Source organism: Acetohalobium arabaticum DSM 5501, assembly GCF_000144695.1.
GTDB lineage: Bacteria > Bacillota > Halanaerobiia > Halobacteroidales > Acetohalobiaceae > Acetohalobium > Acetohalobium arabaticum.
Genome location: NC_014378.1, coordinates 530,249 through 551,575, shown reverse-complemented (window position 1 = coordinate 551,575; position 21,327 = coordinate 530,249). Strand labels below are relative to the sequence as shown.

The following is a 21,327-nucleotide window of genomic DNA, read 5'->3' as shown; positions in this document are numbered from 1 at the left end:
TAGTCACTTCCTTTCATCTCCACTCTAAGTTAAGAGATAATCCATTAGAGTAAAGATAAAGATAGTAATACTGACTACACTATTGATATTAAAGAAAGCAAACTTAATCTTCTCAAAATCCTTTTTAACCAATGAATTCTCAATATATAATAGAATCCCTACAATTATGATGCCTACAGCATATAACCAGTTTAGACTAAGATAATAGCCTACAGTAATCAACAGCAGAAAGGTAAGAACATGAAAAATAACAGTAATCCGTAGGGCTTTCTGAGGACCAAATCTTACTGGAATCGAATAAAGACCATAATTAAAATCAAATTCATAATCCTGAATCGAGTAAATAATATCAAACCCTGCTACCCAAAACATCACTGCTGCCCCTACTAATACCGGTGGTAAAGAAAGACTACCGGTTACTCCAATCCAGCTTCCTAGGGGAGCCATTCCTAATGTAAGCCCTAATACTAGATGACAGAGCCAGGTAAAATGTTTAGTATAGGAATAAAAGATCAACAGAAAAACAGCTAATGGAGATAACTTAAAGGCTAAGGGATTCAACTGCCAGGCAGCTACTAACAATAAACCTAAAGAACCAATAATAAATAAAATAACTTCAGCTTTAGATAATAAGTTCTGCGGCAGTATTCGATCTTCAGTTCTAGGATTAACAGCATCTACCTTCCAGTCGGTCAATCGATTCCAAGCCATAGCAGCACTACGAGCACCTACCATGGCTAAAGTAATCCAAACTATCTTTCCTATAGCTGGAATCCCCTGAGCTGCCATAACTGCCCCCAGGTATGCAAAGGGCAGAGCAAAGATGGTATGTTCAAACTTAATTAGTTTCATAATTAGCTTAATCTTCAAAACCATACTCCTCCCATCTTTGGTCTACTAAATCTTTAATCTCCTGGTTCATTACTATCTCATCCGGCCACTCACGGTTATGGCCTTCGCCAGGCAGCGGCTTTGTGGCATCAATCCCTAACTTAGAACCAAAATTAGCCACTGAAGAAGAGTGGTCCAGAATATCCAGCGGCCCTTTCATCACTGTTAAATCACGATCAGGATCTATATTATTAAAGACCTTCCAGGCTGTTTCAGATATATTCTGCACATCAACATCCTTATCAACTACAATTACTATCTTGGTAAACATCATCTGTCCTAGCCCCCAGACAGCATTCATTATCTTCTGGGCATGTCCAGGATACTGTTTATCAATAGAAATAATAGCACAGTTATGAAAGACCCCTTCTAAAGGTAGATTCATATCAACTATCTCAGGCAGCTGCATTTTAAGCAGTGGCAAGAAAATACGCTCTGTTGCTTTAGCCATATAGCAGTCTTCCATTGGGGGTTTACCGACAATCGTTGTAGGATAAACAGCATCTTTACGGTGAGTAATACAGGTAATATGAAAGACTGGATAATCATCGGCCAATGAATAGTAACCGGTATGATCGCCAAACGGACCTTCCCGTCTCCGTTCTCCCGGCTCAACATATCCCTCAATAACTATCTCTGCCTCTGCGGGTACTTTAATATCTACAGTTTTGGCTTTTACCATCTCAACCGGCTCTTTTCTCAAAAATCCGGCAAATAACATCTCACCTATCTGTTTCGGCAGCGGCGCAGTAGCCGAATAGATAGTTGCTGGGTCACCTCCTAAGGCTACAGCCACTTCCATTCTTTCACCTTCATCTTCATAGCTGCGGTAATTATCGGCTCCATCCTTATGCATATGCCAGTGCATTCCTGTAGTCTGCTCATCATAGACATGTAGTCGGTACATTCCTACATTAGGAATATCAGTCTCAGGATCCTTAGTAAAGACTAAAGGAAGCGTAATGAACTTACCTCCATCCTGCGGCCAACACTTTAAAACCGGCAGTTCATCCAGCGATGGATCCTTATCAACTACTTCCTGACAGGGTGCCTTTCTTACAGTCTTGGGAAAATAATTACTGATCTCTTTGAGTTTAGGTAATGTCTTTAATTTCCCCAATAGACTCTTATCCTTGAGATTAGGTAAGTCAAATAACTCTTCAATTCTGGCTCCTATATCATCTAAATCTTCAACCTCTAAAGCTGCTTCCATTCGTTCATAAGAACCAAAAGCGTTAATCAAAACAGGAAACTCGGATTCTTTAACATTTTCAAACAATAACGCCGGACCTACTTCCTTCGAAATCCGGTCTGTAATCTCGGTAATCTCCAGCTCACTGCTCACTTCCGCTGTAATTCTTGTTAATAATCCCTCGGTTTCCAACAGCTTAATAAATTCTTTTAGGTTCTTATAAGCCATCTGTTTTACATCAACCTTTCTTAAGAGAATCCTATATTTTTCTTACTATCATCATATCTCTTTTTAAATCAACTATTAATTATTCATTTTAACTCTCTTAATTTAAAGTCCTGGGCCGAATTACCACTATAAAGTAAAGCATTTAACCTATTATGGTCTTCAGTTACATGAACCTTCATTATCTCACCAAAGAACCAATCACAGTTACCAATTCTTTCTTCCTGAATCACTCTACATTCGATATTAATTGGACATTCTTCAATTAACCAACTATTAATTATTTCAGAAGGCTTTGAAGTTAATCCCGTAGCTGAAAATTTATCCAGATTCCGCCCAGAATTATTACCACAGAATTTAACTTCATCTATTAATTCTGTAGTGGGAATATTAATTACAAATTCTTTCTCTTCTTTAAGCAACTGATGGGAATAATTATCAGAATTAATTCCGATCCCGATAATTGGAGATTCAAAGCTAAAAAACTGTACAAACTCCAAAGTAATAATATTATCACCAATAGTAGTTAACACTACTGGAAAATGAGGAAAGATCTCTCCCGTCTGATCAATAGGATATTCACTCTTCACTTAAACTCACCCTTTTACAGCTATTACTAGTACATAGTATTTTGACACTTAATTAAGTTACTGCTACAAAAACTACTTTTTAAGAAGTTATCTCCTTAATAAAACTCCATACTTCATTCTTCCCCGTACCCTCTTCAGCAGAAAAATAAGTAAAAGGCGTCTGAGGCTCTAATCTCAATTTATCAAAGATCTGCTTACGGTTAGGCTTAAGCTGGCTGTTGGATAGCTTGTCTACTTTCGTTCCTACTACTAAATGAGGTAGCTGCATCTCTAATAGCCATTCATACATCATCAGATCATCATCCGTTGGTTCATGTCTAGCATCTACAATTAAGATTACACCGGCCAGATTAGAACGGTGGAATAGATACTCTTCAATCATCTCCGACCACTTATCCTTCACTTCATCAGGCACACGAGCAAAACCATAGCCCGGTAGATCTACAAAAGAAAAGATATTATCAATATTATAAAAATTCAGTGTCTGAGTCTTACCCGGTTTAGAGCTAGTATGGGCAAATCTATTGCGATTTACCATCTGATTAATAAGTGAAGATTTTCCGACATTAGACCTGCCAGCTAAGGCAATCTCTGGCAGGTTATGTCGGGGATAATCAGCCGGGGAAGTAGCACTACAGAGATACTTTACATTATTTAGATTCATGACTACTCCTCCTTTAGTAAAGCAGTATCCGTTACTTCATCCATATGTTCTACAAACTTAAATTCTAAATCACGTTTAATATTATCAGGAACTTCATCTAAATTCTTCTCATTCTCTTCGGACATAATTACTGTCTCAATTCCTGCTCGATGGGCTGCTAAAACCTTGCTTTCTACTCCGCCTACCGGCAGAACTCTACCGCGCAGGGTAATCTCACCAGTCATAGCTACTTTAGAATTAACCTTTCTACCAGACAGAGCTGAAATAATAGCTGTTGTAATCGTGATTCCTGCTGACGGTCCATCTTTAGGAATTGCCCCTTTAGGTACATGAATATGGATATCATAATTTTCATGAAAGTCTTCCTCTAGCTCAAACTCCTCAATCTTACTGCGAGCATAACTTAAGGCTGCCTGTCCTGATTCTTTCATTACATCGCCTAATTTACCGGTTAATAGGAGCTTGCCCTTACCAGGAACTACTGAAACTTCTATCTTTAAGATATCTCCGCCACTTTTAGTCCAGGCCAAACCAGTAGCTACACCTACCTGTGATTCTTCATCAACTTCACCATAATTAAATTTCTCAATACCTAAATAGCTATCTACGTTCTGAACTGTAACGCGGCTTAATCTCTCTTTTCCTTTAACTACTTCTTTAGCAACTTTACGGCAGACACCGGCTAATTTCCTTTCTAAGTTTCTAACCCCAGATTCACGGGTATAATTACGAATTAGCTTGCGGATAGCATTCTCCGATACATTAATCTGGTCTTCACTCAAACCGTGATTCTCAATCTGTTTAGGAAGCAGATGTTCCTGAGCAATCTTAACCTTATCCTCTTCTGTATAACCAGCAATCTCGATTACTTCCATTCTATCCTGCAGCGGTCCAGGAATTGTATGCGTAACATTAGCAGTTGTAATAAAGATTACATCGGATAGATCAAAAGGCAGCTCCAGATAATGATCAGTAAAGGTATCATTCTGTTCCGGATCTAAAACTTCTAATAAAGCCGCAGCCGGATCTCCTCTAAAGTCACTCTGAATCTTATCCACTTCATCTAACAAAAAGAGCGGATTATTTGTGCCAGCATCTCGAATTGCATTAATAATCCGTCCCGGTCTGGAACCTACATAGGTTCTCCGGTGACCGCGAATCTCTGCTTCATCCTTCAGTCCACCTAAGGATAACCGGACGAATTCACGTCCAATAGCTTCAGCTAACGACTTACCTAATGAAGTCTTACCTACTCCCGGCGGTCCCACTAAACATAGAATCGGGCTCTTCATCTCATCTGTTAATTTGCGGACAGCTAAATACTCCAGAATTCTATCCTTAACATCCTCTAGACCATAATGATCCCGCTCTAAAATCTCTTCTGCATCATCCAGAACTAAACGATCTTGAGACTTTTCATTCCAGGGTAGATCCAAAATGCAGTCCAGATAATTTCTGACTACTACTCCTTCATTAGCCATCGGCGGCATTCTGGTTAATCGATCAACTTCCTTTAAGGCCTTCTCTTCGACTTCTTCCGGCAGATCAGCCTCTTCTATCTTGGTTCTATACTCTTCAATCTCATCAGACATTTCTTCATCCTGGCCTAACTCTTTTTTGATGGCCTTTAACTGTTCCTTTAGATAATACTCTTTCTGTCTTTTCTCTACCTGTTCGCGAACCTCTGAGTTAATCTTATCCTTTACTTCTAATACCTCTATCTCTTCATCAAGCAGTTTATATAACTGTTTTAACCGCTCTTTATAGGAAACAGCCTGCAGAATCTCCTGCTCCTGGTCTACTTTAAGCGACATATGGGAAACCATAACATCTACCAACCGTCCAGGATCTTCCACATTTGCGACTGTCATCATTGTCTCTGGCGGTAACTTTTGATTCAACTTTACATATTCTTCAAACCTGTTAACTAAACTCCGCATTAGAGCCTCTAGTTCTTTTGACTCTTTTTCTTCCGGTTCAATCTCCTGTAATCTAATCTTAAAGTACGGATCTTCTTGTAAAAACTCATCAATTTTAGCTCTCTTTAAACCTTCTACTAAAATCTTAATTGTACCATCAGGTAGCTTTACTAATTGTTTTACCTGAGCTACAGTCCCCATATCATAGATCTCTTCAGTTTCAGGCTCTTCTACCGTTTCATCCTTCTGAGCGGCTAACAGAATCAATCTATCTTCAACCATAGCTTCTTCTAAAGCCTCTACTGATTTATCCCGCCCTACTAATAAGGGAATTACCATATGAGGAAAGACCACTAGACCTCTTAATACTAATAAAGGTAATTCATCCTTAATCTCAGTTGTATCAATTTCCTCGACCATTGCCTATCCCTCCAATATTTACTTTAACACTTAAATACTATTCTATCAATCTAATAAAATTCCTGCATTATCACTTAACTTATTGAAGAAGCAGTCAAGAAGTTAACATTTTCTTCTATCTGAGAATCTATCTTTACTTCCTCATTCAAGACTGCATTATCTAAAACTTCTTTTAAATTATTGACCTTAATAATCTCAATTTCATCAAACTCAGCAAAATTCTCCTGCCAGTTTTCAGCGGGAATAATTACTTTTTTAGCTCCAGCCCGTTTAGCAGCTTCTATCTTAGAGAGTACGCCTCCAATCGGCTTAACTAAACCGCGAATAGAAAGCTCGCCAGTCATGGCTACTGAATTATCCACCGGTTTCTTCGTTAATGCTGAGTAAATAGCTGTAGCTACTGTAATTCCAGCTGAAGGACCATCTAAAGGAATACCTCCGGGAAAATTAACATGGAGATCATAATCTTTAGGATTAACATCGATAAATTTACGCAGTGTAGTCATCACATTCTCAATTGAACCCTTAACCATACTCTTCCTACGCACTTTCCGCTGGCGATTACCTACTTCTTCTTCTTCTATAATCCCAGTAACGTTGATATCTCCTGTACCTGATTCTACCTCTATAGCAGATACCTCTAGTTCAATTAAGATGCCTAAATTGGGCCCTTTTACTGCTAAACCATTAACTACTCCCACCTGTGGTTTATCATTAACATCTTTATCAGGACGAGGATCATACTTTCCGCTATTAACTACCCATTCAATATCAGCAGTAGTAATCTTTTTCACCTTTCTATCTTCGGATAAAACTAATCCGCCAGCTGTCTGAACCATATTAACAGTATCCCGTCCATTATTGGAATAATCCTTAATTACTTCTACAGCTCCATCTTCAATAGCAAATCCTGCTTTATTGGCAGCATTCCGAGCTATCTTATCTATATCTTTAGGCGTTAGTGGCTTAAAATAAACTTCTAAACAACGGGAACGAATAGCAGGAGGAATCTCTTCCGGCTTGCGAGTAGTAGCACCTACCATTCGAAAATCTGCCGGCAGCCCCTGCTGGAATATTTCATGAATATACTGCGGAATATTATCATCTTCTTCATGATAATAGGAACTCTTCAGAAATACCTTACGGTCTTCTAATACCTTAAGCAGTTTATTCATCTGAATTGGATGTAATTCACCGATCTCATCAATAAATAAGAGACCACCGTGGGCCTTAGTTACAGCTCCAGGCTTAGGCTGAGGAATTCCAGCCGACCCCATAGCACCTGCTCCCTGATAAATAGGATCATGGACAGAACCGATTAAAGGATCTGCTATTCCTCGTTCATCAAATCGAGCAGTAGTAGCATCCAATTCTACAAACTTCGATTCTTCATTAAAAGGAGAATCTTCATTCTGCTTTGCTCTTTCTAATACTAAACGGGCTGCTGCTGTCTTACCTATACCAGGCGGTCCATAAACAATTACATGCTGTGGATTAGGACCGCATAAGGCTGCTTCTAATGCCTTAAGACCGTCTTCCTGACCCACAATTTCCTCAAAATCATCCGGGCGGGTCTTTTCTGATAGAGGTTCAGTTAGCGAACGCTGTCTCATTTTCTTTAACTTCTTCATCTCTTTTTTTGATTCCTTAACTACTGCCCGTTTATTCTTCTGCTGTTTGCGTAATAGATTCCAGAAATAAAGTCCAATAACTACTGCAAAAAAGAACTGAACGATACCAAATATATTCATAGTAATCTGTATCTTACCTCCTTAAAGGTAGTATTTAATCAGCATTACTTATTATATCCAAAGCAAGCTTTTTTATCATAAATATTTTAAGAAGGTAAGAAATTATAAAGTTCCTGTTTGATAAAAAAAGAGACTGCTTAATTAAGCAGTCTCTTCCTGATTAATTCTGACTAATTTAGGAGTAGCACCTTCATAGACCACATCTTCAGTAATAATGCATTTTTCTATATTATTCTGTGATGGAAGATCATACATAATCTCTAAAATTGATTCTTCAACAATTGATCTCAATCCTCTTGCTCCTGTATCATGTTCTAGAGCCTTATCAGCAATAGCATGAAGGGCATCCTCTGTAAACTCTAAATCTACACCATCTAGTTCAAAGAACTTGGTATACTGCTTAACTAATGCATTCCGTGGTTCAGTCAAGATTTCAACTAAAGCATCTTCACCCAACTGGTCTAAAGTTGCTAGAACTGGAATCCGCCCTACAAATTCAGGAATTAAACCGTACTTTAAAACATCCTGAGACTTAACATGTTTTAAAACTTCTCCAATATCTTCATCCTTTTCGCTCTTAATATCAGCTCCAAAACCCATTACCTTTTCATCAATACGGGACTTGATTATATCATCTAAACCGTTAAAAGCTCCACCACAGATGAATAGAATATTAGTAGTATCGATCTGAATAAACTCCTGATGGGGATGCTTTCGTCCACCCTGAGGCGGCACACTGGCTTCTGTCCCTTCTAAAATCTTAAGCAGAGCCTGCTGAACCCCTTCTCCTGAAACATCGCGGGTAATCGATGGGTTTTCCGATTTGCGGGCTACCTTATCTATCTCATCAATATAGATAATTCCCTGCTCAGCTTTCTCTACATCATAATCTGCAGCTTGAATTAACTTAAGGAGAATATTCTCCACATCTTCTCCTACATATCCCGCTTCGGTTAAAGAAGTAGCATCAGCAATTGCAAACGGGACATCCAAAATCTTAGCAAGCGTCTGGGCAAGTAATGTCTTTCCGCAGCCTGTCGGTCCAATCAGACAGATGTTACTCTTTTCTAATTCTACATCATCAACCTGCATTCCGGAATTAACCCGTTTATAATGATTATAAACGGCTACGGATAAAGTCTTTTTGGCCCGTTCCTGACCGATAACATACTGATCAAGAATATCTTTAATCTCCTGCGGATTAGGAACATTATTAAAACCTACATCCATCTCTTCGTTCAGTTCTTCTTCTATAATCTCATTACAGAGCTCAATACACTCATCACAAATATATACACCAGGACCTGCTACCAACTTCTGAACCTGTTCCTGTACCTTTCCACAGAAAGAACATTTTAATTGGCCCTCTTCTTCGTCACCAAACTTAAACATTTTATCACCTCTTTAGTTAATTAACCATCCAAATCCTCTTGGCGGGAGATAACCTCATCAATAATACCGTATTCTTTAGCATCTTCTGATGACATGAAGAAATCGCGATCAACATCTTCTTCAATCTTTTCTAGCGGCTGTCCTGTATGATCAGCTAGAATATTATTTAAGATTTTACGTAGATCTAAGATTTCTTGGGCTTGAATCTCAATATCTGCTGCTCTACCTTCAGCACCACCTGCTGGCTGATGAATCATTATTCTAGAATAAGGCAAAGCATATCTCTTACCTTCAGCACCAGAAGCTAATAACAAGGCTCCAGCACTGGCTGCTAATCCCATAGAAATGGTAGATACATCCGGCTTAATATACTGCATAGTATCATAAATGGCTAAAGCTGATGTTACAGAACCTCCAGGACTATTGATATAAATGTAAATATCTTTATCCGGATCCTCTGCTTCTAAAAACAATAGCTGAGCAATTACCAAATTAGCTATCTCATCATTAATTGGACTACCAATAAACACAATTCTATCTTTTAATAATCGAGAATAAATATCATATGATCTTTCACCACGGTTTGTCTGTTCTACCACCATAGGCACTAATCCACTCATCTGATTTCACTCCCCCTCGATTTCTGAATTTCCTTATTCTTATTAATAAGAAAAGTTAATTAATTTTAATTATTCTCTGTTAAAAAGTCAAGTACTTTTTCATTCTGAATACTTTCAATTAATGATTCATACTGTCCCTGCATCTGAAGCATTGCCTTTACCATCTCTGGATCCTGCTCCTGTTGATCTGCTATTTCTTCTATTTTATTCTCAATTTCTTCTTCTGTTACATCAATATCCTCTTCTTCTGCAATTTCTTCCAGAGCAAGGCTTGATTTAACCCGTTTTCTAGCTTCTTCCCTGTTTTCTTCTCTGAAGCTTGCCTCATCATTTCCTGTCATCTCTAAATACTGTTCAAAGTCCATTCCCTGCTGTTGTAATCTCTGCTTCATAGTATCCACCATCAGATCCAGTTCGTCTTCAACCATAGTTTCTGGAATATTAACTTCTGCATTTTCAGAAATAGCTTCTACTAATTCATTTGTGAATTTATTTTTAGCTTTCCGTTCTGCTTCTTCTTTTAGTTTATTAGTAATATCATCTTTTAATTCATCCAATGTTTCAAAATCTCCAACTTCTTGGGCTAGCTCATCATCCAATTCCGGTAGTTCTTTCTCTTTAATCTCCTTAACATCTACTTTAAAGACAGCACCTTCGCCGGCTAAATCATCCTGTTGATACTCTTCGGGAAAAGTTACATCAACCTCAACCTCTTCTCCTACTTTAGCTCCAACCAATTGTTCCTCAAATCCAGGAATAAAGTCACCGGAACCGATCTCCAATGTATATTCTTCTGCAGAACCGCCTTCGAAAGGTTCGCCATCAACATATCCTTCAAAATCAATAACTACATAGTCACCTTCCTGAACCTCATCACGATCAGTTACTTTTAATTCAGCAAATCGCTCTCTTCTGTTATTTAATTCTTCCTGCACATCCTCTTCTGTAATCTCTTCAGCTTCCTGTTCAATATCTAAGTCTGTATATTCACCCAATTCTACTTCAGGCTTAATCTCTACTTCTGCTGTAAAAGTAGTCGGTTTATCCTCTTCAATAGAGAAATCATTTATCTCCGGCTGATCAATAGGCTCAATTCCGGCTTCTTCTACTGCTTCTCGATAGGCTTTAGGAATTAGAATATCCAGCGCATCTTTGTGTAGAATTTCCTTTCCGTATTTTGCTTCCAGAACCTGCCGTGGAACCTTTCCTTTTCTAAATCCATCAATCTCTACATCTTTAACTACTTCTTTATAGGCTTCCTCTAAAGCTTTGTTGGTTTCTTCAGCCTCCACTTCTACATCTAGTTTAACTTTATTTTCTTCAATCATTTCTTGGCTTACCTTCATTTATGCTTCCCCCTTATTAAGAATTATATGTAATTGTGATTTAATTTGTTTATCTTCTATTGTCTTTATATCCATTTTAATTATTTCTAGACTTTATGTTTATTTCCTTCATTATCATTACATAAAAACAATACCTCGGGTCACGACACAGACTGTCGTTCCGAGGTTAAATATTCTTTCTTTAATGGAGCGGGAAACGGGATTTGAACCCGCGACCTTCTCGTTGGCAACGAGACGCTCTACCCCTGAGCTATTCCCGCTCATCATCTGCATTAATTGTAAAGATGGTGAGCCATGGAGGGATCGAACCTCCGACACTCGGATTAAAAGTCCGATGCTCTTCCAGCTGAGCTAATGGCCCAAGATAAATGGCACGCCCGGGAGGACTCGAACCTCCAACCTTCAGATTCGAAGTCTGCGACTCTATCCAGTTGAGCTACGGGCGCATATATAATATGGGGTGAGTGATGGGGGTCGAACCCACGGCCTCAGGAGCCACAATCCTGCGCTCTAACCAGCTGAGCTACACCCACCACAATGAATGGTACGCCTGGGAGGACTCGAACCCCCGACGCATGGATTAGAAGTCCATTGCTCTATCCACCTGAGCTACAGGCGCTCGCTAATGGAGCGGGAAACCGGACTCGAACCGGCGACACCCAGCTTGGAAGGCTGGTGCTCTAGCCAACTGAGCTATTCCCGCCTGTCCCATTACTTAGGACAATTAATAGTATAACCTAAAATCTCACAACCGTCAAAGAACTCAAATCAACTTCTAACCCTTTTATCTTCATTTAACTACTCATTTCTTATTTAAACTTTTATTTTCTACGAGTTACGAGAATATTCAGTTTTATAATCTTTTGAGCTCACCCTCAACTTTACCATCTTTAATTTCGAGGATACCGCATGAAGCAGAATCATCACGAGGATAAGTGATACTACCGGGATTAAAGTATAAAATCCCTTCCTCATTCAGAGATAGACTTCTATGAGTATGGCCAAAAACTACTATATCTGCTTCTACCTCTGCTGCCTGATAAGAGAGTTTCTGTAATCCATACTTAATTTCGTATTGATGGCCGTGGGTTAACAGTATTTTTTTATCTTCCATAGTAATTACCTCTTTTGACTTACCTTTAACTCCCCGGTCACAGTTGCCTTTAACTTTAAAGACATCAAACTCACTCTGATCGATAGCATCAACATCTCCAATATGATCCCCAGCATGCAATAGAATATCAATTCCTTCTACTGATTTTACTACCTCTTTTAGTTTTTCTGTATTGCCATGGGTATCACTGGTACATAATATCTTCATTATTGATCCATCCAATCCGACTGTAGAATCTCCTTTAATTTATCTAAAGCCTTAGCCCGATGGCTAATTTTATTCTTAACTTCTGACTTCATTTCAGCAAAAGTAACATTATAACCCTGAGGTATAAATAACGGATCATAGCCAAAACCGTGGTTCCCTTCCGGCTTAAAGCCAATCTTCCCTTTACAGATTCCTTCCACTGTCTTTACTTCTCCCTCCGACTTTACTAGAGCCATCACCGTCTTAAAACGAGCTGTTCGGTCTTCTAGCGATATACCATCTAATTCTGATAATAACTTACGATTATTATCATCATAAGTAGCATCTTCTCCAGCATACCGCGCTGAGTAGACTCCCGGTCTACCGGCTAAAGCATCAACTAATAATCCAGTATCGTCTGCAATCGTTAATAACCCTGTATAATCAGCAAGCTCTTTAGCCTTTTTGATAGCATTCTCTTCTAAAGTTGAGCCGTCCTCTACTACTTCTGGCACTTCCGAAAGATCAAAAGTAGTTACAAGCTCTACTTCTAATTCTGCCAATAAATCCTTCATTTCTTTCACTTTACCTTCATTACCGGTAGCCAAAAAGATCTTACGCATTATCATCTTCCTTTTGATTTAATAATTCAGCCTTATCTCCTAGTGCTTCCTTTTGATATCTAATTAATTCTTTAATTCCTTTTTCCCCTAACTCAACTAATTTATCCAGTTCCTGCTGCGTAAAGGGATTCTCTTCACCGGTACCCTGGATCTCAATAATTCTTCCCTCTTCTGTCATAACTAGGTTTAAATCTACCTGAGCTGATGAATCCTCCTTATAACAGAGATCTAAAGCCGGAGCACCATCAATAATTCCCACACTAGTAGCAGCAATAAAGGATTTTACCGGCATCTCATCTATCTTATCTTTTTCTAACAAGTAATCTAAAGCATCGATCAAAGCTACAAAGGCACCAGTTATCGAAGCTGTCCTTGTACCTCCATCTGCCTGAATCACATCACAATCCAACCAGATAGTCCTTTCTCCTAATTTATCTAAATCAATAACTGATCTCATGGCCCGGCCGATCAACCGCTGAATTTCTTTAGTCCGACCGCTGATCTTCCCCTTAGCTGCTGCTCTAATATTTCTGCTTTCCGTAGCCCGCGGCAGCATAGCATATTCACCAGTAATCCAACCCTGTCCTTGGTCTCTCAAAAAATACGGCACACTCTCTTCTACTGAAGCATTACAGATCACCTTTGTATCTCCAGTAGAAATTAGAATTGATCCTTCAGCATACTTAGTAAAATCTCTAGTAATAGTAACTTCTCTTAATTCATCTCTATCTCTTCCATCAACACGCATTATATTAATACTCCTTTCCACTTATTAGCCTTTGTATTATTTCAATAATTATTAACTTTCTCCTTTATTAATGGTAGATTATTTATTACTCAATTCAAACTGGCTCTGTTCATCTCCAACTAAACCTGTTAATAAATAACGTTCTTGCTTGGAGTCATACTTCAGCTCTTTGATCAATCTAAAGTTCTTTATATCGCCTGTCTTCTTAACATGAATACGGGGCCCGCTGCAAGGATAGGTTTCATCTCCTATCTTAATATGTTCTCTATCATGAAATTTCACTAGTTTATTATCAGCAATAACCTCATTTATTTTCGTTTCTAAATCATCAAAGTCAAACTCCGGCTTTTCTTCAAACTGAAGCACAAAACCGCTCTTTACATCACTATGATAAGTAGACTTCTTTACTCCCAGCTCCTCTTCTAACACTTTAGAAGTTAAATCTTCAGCAGTATGGGCCATCCGCCTATATTTAATTGAATCAAAGACTATTTCTGCTATCTCCTCTGGATGAGAGCTAAAAACTCCTGGACGCATAGTCAGGACTTCCTCCCCAATACCTAACAATAAATCGGCATCTAGTTCAAGATGATCAGCTAATAATTCAAAATGCTCAATAACAACCCGCTGTCCGTCATCTACTGCCTTCTGAACTACCTCTCCTAACTGCCAGGGCTGCACAAAAGCAGTTTCAAATCTGACATCAACATGATACGTATGGCTATTAAAATTATTCTCTCTTGCATCCTGTATAATGGATGAAGGCTTAATATTGATCCCCTTATCATCATTAACTAAATTTAATCCGGGAAACATACCGCGAATCAATAATGACTTACCGGAACCCTCATCTCCAATCAAACCTATTATTTTGTCATCATCAGTTAAATATTTTTGAGCTAGGTTTTTCCCCAATAACATTAATCTCCTTCTACCCCGCGGAGCAAAATAGACTGATTGAGCAAGACAATCAAACATTCTCCTAACTCCTTTCTCTTTCAACTACTTATGGCTTAATTCAAATTGACTTCTCTCCCTACCAACAAATCCTGCTAATAAATAACGCCCAATCTTTGCATCATACTTTAATTCCTTAATTAATCTAAAGTAATTAATATCTCCTGTCTTATTAACATGGATTCTTGGTCCAGTACATGAATACGTATCCTCTCCAATATTAATACTGCTTTCATCATGAAAGCTTACCGGTAGATTCTTATCTATAATCTCCTTTACTCTAGTTTCTAACTCTTCAAAGTCAAACTCTGGCTTCTCATCAAACTGAAGTACAAAGCCGCTCTTTACATCACTGTGATAGGTAGGCTTCTCTACTCCCAGTTCTTCTTCTAATACTTTAGAAGTCAAATCCTCAACAGTATGGGCCATCCGCCTATGCTTAATTGATTTAAAGACTATCTCTACTATTTCCTCCGGTTGTGGTCCAAAGACTCCCGGTCTGGTTATTAAAACTTCTTCGCCGATCCCCACTAATAAATCAGCATCCATTCTCAAATATTCTGCTATTAACTCAAAATGTTCAATCACAACCCGCCGCTCATTATCTATTGCTTTCTGAATCGCAGAACCTAGCTCCCAGGGCTGCATAAATGCTGTTTCAAACTTAGCATCCACATGATAAGTATGATTAGTAAAGTTATTCTTCTCAGACCCTTCCCATAAAGGAAGCGGACGTACTTCTACTCCATTATCATCATTGGTTAAATTTAATCCAGGAAACATTCCTTTAATCAAGAGTGATTTACCGGAACCTCCTTCACCGATCAAACCGATCAGTTTATCAGTAGGACTTAAATATTTCTGGCTTAAGCTATCTCCCAGCAACATTAATCTCTTTTTACCCCGTGGAGCAAAGTAGACTGATTGTGCAAAACTATGAAACATTTTTTTCTCCCCTTTAATTTAAGCTAACTATAAAATTAGCAATATAAATAAATCATGTATTGACTTTATTAAGCAACTATAAAATGATAACTAACTTCTTATCCAAAATTTTAACTCTCTTTTTTAGTGTAGCTAACTGAGAAATTATAATATCACTTTTTTCTTAGCCTGATCATGTAATTCACGAATTAAATTAGCCAAAACTGAAAATCTACTACATATTTATTATTACTATAAATATTTGCGTCATTATATCATGTTTTGTAGACTTATATCAAATCACCTTTCACTTTTAAGTATTTTACGCCATAAAACATTAAGAAAAGAAGTGCTAGAAATTTCTAGCACTTCTTTTCTTAATGTTTATTTTAATATCATTCTTTTTAAAGTTGATTTCATAAACATCAGTTTCATTCAAAAGCTTAACTAACTCTTTAATTTTACTTAAATTTATTTCTTCTCTTTTATCTGTACAATCTTTCACCTCATCTTTAATATTATCCAGGAATAACTTCGACAATTCATCTAATCTATAAGTAATTAGTTTCTTATTATTCTTTAATTTCAACTTAAATACCCTTTTTATAAAATTAATTTTATTTTCAAAGCTTCTTAATAATTTCTGTGCTTTTTGAACTGTTATCGCTTCAAATTCAATCTCTTGTCCAGGTTTAGCCTGTGCAATCTTAGGTAAATCGACTGTAATTACATTTGCTATTTTAGTATATCCACCTGTTACCTGCCTATCAGCCATCATAATTATCGGCTGTCCATTACTGGGAACCTGTACTGCTCCCATTGCAATACCATCAGATAGTATATCAGCACTTTTTTTATGTTCAATCTCTTCTCCATTCAATCTATACCCCATGCGATCAGATTCATTAGTTATTTCATATTTATTCGATAAAAATGCTTCAATTCCTTTAGCAGTAAAATATTCCTTTTGAGGGCCTAATACAACTCGAATATTAATATTATCTTGCAGATGATAATTAATATATTCTTGAGGAATCTTACGTCCTTCTAGTTCAGTTATCTCTTCTGTAGGCTCTCCAATCCTGAGTACATCACCTTGATTTAATGCTCTTCCTTTAAACCCACCAATCCCTGCTTTAATATAAGTTGACTTACTATCCATTACAACGGGAACATCAAATCCACCAGAAAAAGCAATATAACTCCTACAGCCATCTTTGATTCCATTAAAACTCAGATGATCTCCCCTGTGAACTCTTATACTCTGCCATAAAGGAATACTTTTACCATTTAAAATCGGAGATGAATCTGCTCCTGTTATAGCAATTACCATATCATCATGAAATTCAATTTCAGGTCCTATTATCGTAGTTTCTAATACACTTTCCAGTTCATCATTACCAACTAAAATATTAGCTAATCTATGAGCAAAAAAATCCATAGTTCCAGAGACGGGAACTCCATACTGCTGATAACCATATCTTCCATCATCTTCAATGAGGGTCAGCATCCCCGATTTAATTATTTTTATTTCTCCCACTTTTGCTTTCCCCTCTCTACATTCTTATTTTTACTTTTATATTCTTCCTCACTTATCTGTACAAACTTAACATAATTCCCCGCTTTCAATAAAAAAGGATCATCACTATAAGGCTCATATAATTTAATATGTGTTCTACCAATTAACTGCCAACCTCCAGGAGTATCTATAGGATAAATTCCCGTCTGTTTTCCAGCAATACCTACAGAGCCAGCAGGAATTTTTGTTCTAGGATTTTCCAACCTTGGCGTAGCAATTTGTTCATCCATTCCGCCCAAATAAGGGAAACCAGGAACAAATCCTAACATATATATTAGGTAAGGCTTTGAAGTATGAATCTCAACTACTTCATCTACTGTCAATCCATTATATTCTGCCACCTTTTCAATATCTGGCCCATACTCACCACCATAAACTGTAGGTATCTTTATAGTTTTAGGTTCTGATAACTCTAAATCTTCAAGCTGTTCTTCTAAAACTTTAAGTTTTTTTATAAGTTGATCATAACTTATCTTTTGAACCTCATAATGAACCATTAAAGAAGAATATGTCGGTACAACTTCTAAAACCCCATCAATTTCTTTCTCTTCTATAGCTATCATCAGAGCTCTTATTCGTTGATTTATCTCTTTCGAAACTACATTTTCAAGCTCAATAACTACAGCCTTATCTCCTGCAGGCTTATATTTTGCTTGCAGACACAAAACAACTCCCCCCTTATTCTAATACAACATCTATGAGAAATCCCCATCATTAAGACCATCAATTGTGATAATACTCCTTAATAATTTTTTAACTCTTTATTTTCAAGATCAGTTATAAACATATGACCAGGTGAGTGAGTGATCATAATTGATAGTTTAACTTTCATTGCTACTGCTTGAGGAGTAACACCACAAGCCCAAAAAACAGGAATTTCATCTGCTTTAATCTTTACAGAGTCTCCAAAATCTGGAGTATTAATATTTTCTATTCCTAACTTTTCAGGAGAACCTACCTGTACTGGAGTTCCGTGAACCGTTTTATATTTAGCAGTTATTTGAATCGTATCTGTAATTAAATCACTAGGAATAGGTCTCATAGAAACAACCATTGGTCCTTTGAATTTTCCTGCAGTTTTGCATTGTTTATTCGTAATATACATAGGAACATTTTTTCCAGCTTCTATATGCCTAATTGGAATATTTTCCTGTGAACTACTCGGCATTGAAATACCGAGCTTCATGGTCGCCTGCTTTTATGGGAGTTACCCGTAATATCAAGCAAGTTACCCATTCGGCGTGTCCAACGCCACTACTCCTATCCAGTTAATACTGGCTGGACTTGGAGGTACTTTTAAGCTGCAAATTGATGATTATTCCAGTTATATTTAACCGGATTTGATAACCCTTTTACCTGCAGAGTAATATCTGGCCCTTTACGTCGCTGCTGTAAGTATTTGCGTAAGATATTAAATGCACCTATGCTGTCGGCATTAAAAGCTTGATTGTTATCTTTATCAATATAAAGCCCTCTTTTAACTCGGTTAGATTTATTAGCATATTTCTTAGTTACTTTTTTACTGTAAGGGCTGCATTGGCTGGTATATTTTTCACTCTTCTTGATTAAAGTAATCCCTTGTAAATTAAGTTTATACTCTAGCTGGTGATAGATAATATCAAAAGGTAGTTTATGGAGTTTTTGATTATTCTGTTTCCCTAAATCAGCATCATCACGAATATTTTTTATATCACCAACGATTACTCTAGATATATTATTTTCAACACAGTAATTAACAACTTTTTTAGTTGCACTATGGATTAGGTGAAATAATTGTTTTCGTCGCTTTTTATATAGGTTCTGAATACGTTTAGAAGTCTTTTTACCTTGATCATTCAAAATTGATTGATAATGTTTAATCTTTTTATCAAAATAACGATTAATAGCTAAATATTGTCCGCCGTCAATAATAAAGCTTTCCTGATTTTGATTACTATAACAAGTCATCAAATTATTAATTCCTAGGTCAATACTTAAATAATTACCGTTATCTTCTTTAATAGTAGGAGTATCTACTTTATAAGTTAAGATTACCTTATAAGTATCATCACTTAAAGGCTTAAACTCAATTCTAGTAGTTGAGTTAAGGATATCTCTATTACTGGATAACAGTTCATTAGGCACTCTTATCCATAAAAATTTATTGGTAATAGAGTATTCTTTTTTCAGATACTCTTTTAATTGTTTAGGAATAGATAATCTTAACTTACCATCAATAATTTTAAAGCCATTATTGAGATAACGAAAGTTAAACTTACTATCTTTGGGTTTATAGTTAGGTGAATTAGGTTTACCGTTATATTTATCAGGATTATCTTGATAATCCTCCATACTTTGATAAAAACTATCCCAGTTATCAGCTAAAATTTTAAGTGTTTCCTGTGCTGTCTGGGAGGGTAAGTTTTTATACCAAAAGTTAGTTTTTAATTGCTTTTTTTGTTTATACCAATCAGGATAATCTTCATCACTATCTTTAGACCAATTTTTACGTTGATAATTGCCGATATTATATAATCTGGCACTAGCATAGGCTAAACAACCTAATACAACTTGTTGGGTTTGATTAGGTTTATGGATAAAATACTTAGCTAGCTTCAATTAGTTCACCTCCTTATGATAGCCAACATTATAAACACATGTTCTGGCATGAATTAAATTATTTTGGTTGCTCAATTGTTATCACCTCTCACATATAGTATATCATATATTACTTTTAATATCAAGCATATCAAAAGTTAAATCGATTACACATAGTTTAAAAACCAAGTAAAAAATAACCTATTCTTTAATATTGAATCAAAGAATAGGTTAGTAAATTCATCACCCATATAAATAAGGGTGGGTTCTTTACTATTTATCCTAAAGGAAAAACTTCACTTAAATTTTTCATCATCCTACCTCCATATCAAATTAACCAATTAACTTTTGTAAAACTGAATATAATGATTTTATTCCCAAGCCAAAAGCTACTGCTGTTACTATCCAGCCTAATAAATTTTGAAATTTACTATTGGCATATTCTCCTAATCGGTCTTCGTTATTCATTAAAATCATTAAGAATAAAGCTATTATAGGAAGTAAAATTCCATTAGCTGCCTGAGCAAATAATATAATTGTTACCGGACTCTTCCCTAGTCCTGAACCAATTATTCCAACTATTAATACTATTCCCCAGATTAACTTAAACTTAGTTGATTTAAAGTCATTCTTCCAGCCAAGTGCTTCAACAGTAGCATAGGCAGCTGCTAAAGGCGAAGTAACTGAAGATGAAAAACCAGCAGCAAAAAGTCCAATTCCAAAAAACCACTTAGCCCAAGTCCCTAATAACGGTTCTAACTGGATAGCCATTTCACCAGCATTGTTAGGAACAATTCCTGTATCTTTAAAAGTTGCTGCAGCAGTTATTATAATTGCAGAAGAAATAGCCCCCCCTAAACCTATTGATAAGAGTGTATCTAATCGACTTTTAGATAACTCTTCTGCACTATTCCAACGCTCTTGAACAGCAGAAGCATGAAGGAATAAATTATAAGGTACTACTGTGGTACCAATTAAAGAAACAGCTAACATTAAACCACCTTTAGGAATAGTAGGGGCAAAAAAGCCTTTTAAAATTGCTCCTATATCAGGTCTAATAATAATGGCTGTCAATATAAAGGTAACACTCATTACCCCAACTAATCCAACTAATATTTTTTCTATAATGTTATAACTTCCTGTCCACAAAAAGAGAAAAGCTATTATCCCCATAACCGGTCCCCAAATATTACCACTAATTCCTGTAATAGTCTCTAAGCCTAAAGCTCCTCCTAATATATTTCCAGTTTCATAAGCAGCACATCCAATTCCAATAGCAGAGATAACTAATATTATACTCATCCATTTTAAAGTAGGACTATCAAATTGATTTCTTAAAGCTTCTCCTATTCCTTTTCTAGTTACAACTCCTAATCGAGATGACATCTCTTGTAGTACCATAGTAGCAATTATAGAAAATAACATAGCCCATAATAAAGTATAACCAAAACTAGCTCCACAAATTGTAGCTGTAGTTACAGTTCCAGGTCCTATAAAAGCAGCAGCTACTAAAGCTCCAGGACCAATTTGCTTTAATTTTGCTAAAAAGCCCTTTTTCCCTTGACAATGCTGCGTTTCTTCTTTAATCTTCTCTTTCATTTTCTCACTT

At 36.8% G+C, this 21,327-nt stretch carries 18 protein-coding genes, 6 tRNA genes and 1 pseudogene; all 25 read right to left on the bottom strand.

Annotated features, from left to right (window positions below; all coding sequences use genetic code 11):
* Positions 1 to 24: 24 nt before the first annotated feature.
* The 25 genes and pseudogenes from acear_RS02755 to acear_RS02635 all read right to left on the bottom strand — a co-directional run bounded on the left by acear_RS02755 (position 25) and on the right by acear_RS02635 (position 21,317).
* Positions 25 to 876 carry a UbiA-like polyprenyltransferase gene (locus acear_RS02755; RefSeq protein ID WP_041667239.1) on the bottom strand — a complete coding sequence of 284 codons (852 nt, stop codon included), beginning with the start codon at positions 874 to 876 and terminating at the stop codon, positions 25 to 27.
* Positions 860 to 2,311, bottom strand: a complete 1,452-nt coding sequence (locus acear_RS02750) for a menaquinone biosynthesis decarboxylase (protein ID WP_013277497.1) — start codon at positions 2,309 to 2,311, stop codon at positions 860 to 862. Before acear_RS02750 ends, acear_RS02755 begins: the two co-directional genes overlap by 17 nt.
* Positions 2,312 to 2,394: 83 nt before the next feature.
* Positions 2,395 to 2,898 (bottom strand): flavin reductase family protein, encoded by a 504-nt coding sequence (locus acear_RS02745; protein WP_013277496.1) that lies wholly within the window; start codon positions 2,896 to 2,898, stop codon positions 2,395 to 2,397.
* 79 nt (positions 2,899 to 2,977) lie between these two features.
* Positions 2,978 to 3,562 carry a ribosome biogenesis GTP-binding protein YihA/YsxC gene (yihA, locus tag acear_RS02740; RefSeq protein WP_013277495.1) on the bottom strand — a complete coding sequence of 195 codons (585 nt, stop codon included), beginning with the start codon at positions 3,560 to 3,562 and terminating at the stop codon, positions 2,978 to 2,980.
* A gap of 2 nt (positions 3,563 to 3,564) precedes the next feature.
* Positions 3,565 to 5,901 (bottom strand): endopeptidase La, encoded by a 2,337-nt coding sequence (lon, locus tag acear_RS02735; RefSeq protein ID WP_013277494.1) that lies wholly within the window; start codon positions 5,899 to 5,901, stop codon positions 3,565 to 3,567.
* Positions 5,902 to 5,975: 74 nt separating this feature from the next.
* Entirely contained in the window at positions 5,976 to 7,652 is a 1,677-nt protein-coding gene (gene lonB, locus acear_RS02730) for an ATP-dependent protease LonB (RefSeq protein WP_013277493.1), read from the bottom strand.
* 141 nt (positions 7,653 to 7,793) lie between these two features.
* Positions 7,794 to 9,044, bottom strand: a complete 1,251-nt coding sequence (gene clpX / locus acear_RS02725) for an ATP-dependent Clp protease ATP-binding subunit ClpX (protein ID WP_013277492.1) — start codon at positions 9,042 to 9,044, stop codon at positions 7,794 to 7,796.
* Positions 9,045 to 9,064: 20 nt separating this feature from the next.
* Positions 9,065 to 9,664 carry an ATP-dependent Clp endopeptidase proteolytic subunit ClpP gene (clpP, locus tag acear_RS02720; protein WP_013277491.1) on the bottom strand — a complete coding sequence of 200 codons (600 nt, stop codon included), beginning with the start codon at positions 9,662 to 9,664 and terminating at the stop codon, positions 9,065 to 9,067.
* 65 nt (positions 9,665 to 9,729) lie between these two features.
* Positions 9,730 to 11,010, bottom strand: coding sequence for a trigger factor (gene tig, locus acear_RS02715; RefSeq protein WP_013277490.1), 1,281 nt, complete (start codon positions 11,008 to 11,010; stop codon positions 9,730 to 9,732).
* A 185-nt stretch (positions 11,011 to 11,195) separates the two neighbouring features.
* A tRNA-Gly gene (locus acear_RS02710) sits at positions 11,196 to 11,270 on the bottom strand.
* Positions 11,271 to 11,295: 25 nt separating this feature from the next.
* Positions 11,296 to 11,371, bottom strand: a tRNA-Lys gene (locus acear_RS02705).
* Positions 11,372 to 11,379: 8 nt separating this feature from the next.
* Positions 11,380 to 11,456: transfer RNA gene (locus acear_RS02700), tRNA-Arg, on the bottom strand.
* Positions 11,457 to 11,466: 10 nt separating this feature from the next.
* Positions 11,467 to 11,543, bottom strand: a tRNA-His gene (locus acear_RS02695).
* Between the two features lie 9 nt (positions 11,544 to 11,552).
* Positions 11,553 to 11,629 (bottom strand) — tRNA-Arg (locus acear_RS02690).
* 7 nt (positions 11,630 to 11,636) lie between these two features.
* Positions 11,637 to 11,713: transfer RNA gene (locus acear_RS02685), tRNA-Gly, on the bottom strand.
* A gap of 150 nt (positions 11,714 to 11,863) precedes the next feature.
* Positions 11,864 to 12,331, bottom strand: coding sequence for a metallophosphoesterase family protein (locus tag acear_RS02680; protein ID WP_013277489.1), 468 nt, complete (start codon positions 12,329 to 12,331; stop codon positions 11,864 to 11,866).
* Positions 12,331 to 12,933, bottom strand: a complete 603-nt coding sequence (locus acear_RS02675) for an XTP/dITP diphosphatase (RefSeq protein WP_013277488.1) — start codon at positions 12,931 to 12,933, stop codon at positions 12,331 to 12,333. The genes acear_RS02680 and acear_RS02675 overlap by 1 nt, the downstream gene beginning before the upstream one ends.
* A complete protein-coding gene (gene rph / locus acear_RS02670; protein WP_013277487.1) occupies positions 12,926 to 13,681 on the bottom strand; it encodes a ribonuclease PH in 756 nt (251 codons plus the stop codon). The genes acear_RS02675 and rph overlap by 8 nt, the downstream gene beginning before the upstream one ends.
* Before the next feature lie 78 nt (positions 13,682 to 13,759).
* Complete coding sequence (locus acear_RS02665) at positions 13,760 to 14,659, bottom strand: alanine-tRNA synthetase second additional domain-containing protein (protein ID WP_013277486.1); 900 nt, start codon at positions 14,657 to 14,659, stop codon at positions 13,760 to 13,762.
* A gap of 24 nt (positions 14,660 to 14,683) precedes the next feature.
* The gene (locus tag acear_RS02660; protein ID WP_013277485.1) at positions 14,684 to 15,583 is read right to left on the bottom strand and encodes a hypothetical protein; all 900 of its coding nucleotides are present in this window, start codon (positions 15,581 to 15,583) and stop codon (positions 14,684 to 14,686) included.
* Positions 15,584 to 15,914: 331 nt separating this feature from the next.
* Positions 15,915 to 17,102 carry a 5-oxoprolinase subunit C family protein gene (locus tag acear_RS02655; protein ID WP_013277484.1) on the bottom strand — a complete coding sequence of 396 codons (1,188 nt, stop codon included), beginning with the start codon at positions 17,100 to 17,102 and terminating at the stop codon, positions 15,915 to 15,917.
* On the bottom strand, positions 17,090 to 17,806 hold the full coding sequence (gene pxpB, locus acear_RS02650) for a 5-oxoprolinase subunit PxpB (RefSeq protein WP_013277483.1): 717 nt from the start codon (positions 17,804 to 17,806) through the stop codon (positions 17,090 to 17,092). Before pxpB ends, acear_RS02655 begins: the two co-directional genes overlap by 13 nt.
* Before the next feature lie 77 nt (positions 17,807 to 17,883).
* Positions 17,884 to 18,294, bottom strand: a pseudogene (locus acear_RS02645) (D-glutamate cyclase family protein); the annotation flags it as partial.
* Positions 18,295 to 18,437: 143 nt separating this feature from the next.
* A complete protein-coding gene (locus acear_RS02640; RefSeq protein ID WP_013277481.1) occupies positions 18,438 to 19,739 on the bottom strand; it encodes an RNA-guided endonuclease InsQ/TnpB family protein in 1,302 nt (433 codons plus the stop codon).
* A 312-nt stretch (positions 19,740 to 20,051) separates the two neighbouring features.
* Positions 20,052 to 21,317, bottom strand: coding sequence for an Nramp family divalent metal transporter (locus acear_RS02635; RefSeq protein ID WP_013277480.1), 1,266 nt, complete (start codon positions 21,315 to 21,317; stop codon positions 20,052 to 20,054).
* Positions 21,318 to 21,327 lie beyond the last annotated feature (10 nt).

Bases quoted from the DNA above. Each gene is read 5' to 3' on its own strand.
- acear_RS02675 (WP_013277488.1), bottom strand. From the start codon at position 12,933: ATGCGTAAGATCTTTTTGGCTACCGGTAATGAAGGTAAAGTGAAAGAA.
- yihA (WP_013277495.1), bottom strand. From the start codon at position 3,562: ATGAATCTAAATAATGTAAAGTATCTCTGTAGTGCTACTTCCCCGGCT.
- clpP (WP_013277491.1), bottom strand. From the start codon at position 9,664: ATGAGTGGATTAGTGCCTATGGTGGTAGAACAGACAAACCGTGGTGAA.
- lonB (WP_013277493.1), bottom strand. From the start codon at position 7,652: ATGAATATATTTGGTATCGTTCAGTTCTTTTTTGCAGTAGTTATTGGA.
- tig (WP_013277490.1), bottom strand. From the start codon at position 11,010: ATGAAGGTAAGCCAAGAAATGATTGAAGAAAATAAAGTTAAACTAGAT.
- acear_RS02660 (WP_013277485.1), bottom strand. From the start codon at position 15,583: ATGTTTCATAGTTTTGCACAATCAGTCTACTTTGCTCCACGGGGTAAA.
- acear_RS02755 (WP_041667239.1), bottom strand. From the start codon at position 876: ATGGTTTTGAAGATTAAGCTAATTATGAAACTAATTAAGTTTGAACAT.
- clpX (WP_013277492.1), bottom strand. From the start codon at position 9,044: ATGTTTAAGTTTGGTGACGAAGAAGAGGGCCAATTAAAATGTTCTTTC.
- rph (WP_013277487.1), bottom strand. From the start codon at position 13,681: ATGCGTGTTGATGGAAGAGATAGAGATGAATTAAGAGAAGTTACTATT.
- lon (WP_013277494.1), bottom strand. From the start codon at position 5,901: ATGGTCGAGGAAATTGATACAACTGAGATTAAGGATGAATTACCTTTA.
- acear_RS02665 (WP_013277486.1), bottom strand. From the start codon at position 14,659: ATGTTTGATTGTCTTGCTCAATCAGTCTATTTTGCTCCGCGGGGTAGA.
- acear_RS02680 (WP_013277489.1), bottom strand. From the start codon at position 12,331: ATGAAGATATTATGTACCAGTGATACCCATGGCAATACAGAAAAACTA.
- acear_RS02635 (WP_013277480.1), bottom strand. From the start codon at position 21,317: ATGAAAGAGAAGATTAAAGAAGAAACGCAGCATTGTCAAGGGAAAAAG.
- acear_RS02750 (WP_013277497.1), bottom strand. From the start codon at position 2,311: ATGGCTTATAAGAACCTAAAAGAATTTATTAAGCTGTTGGAAACCGAG.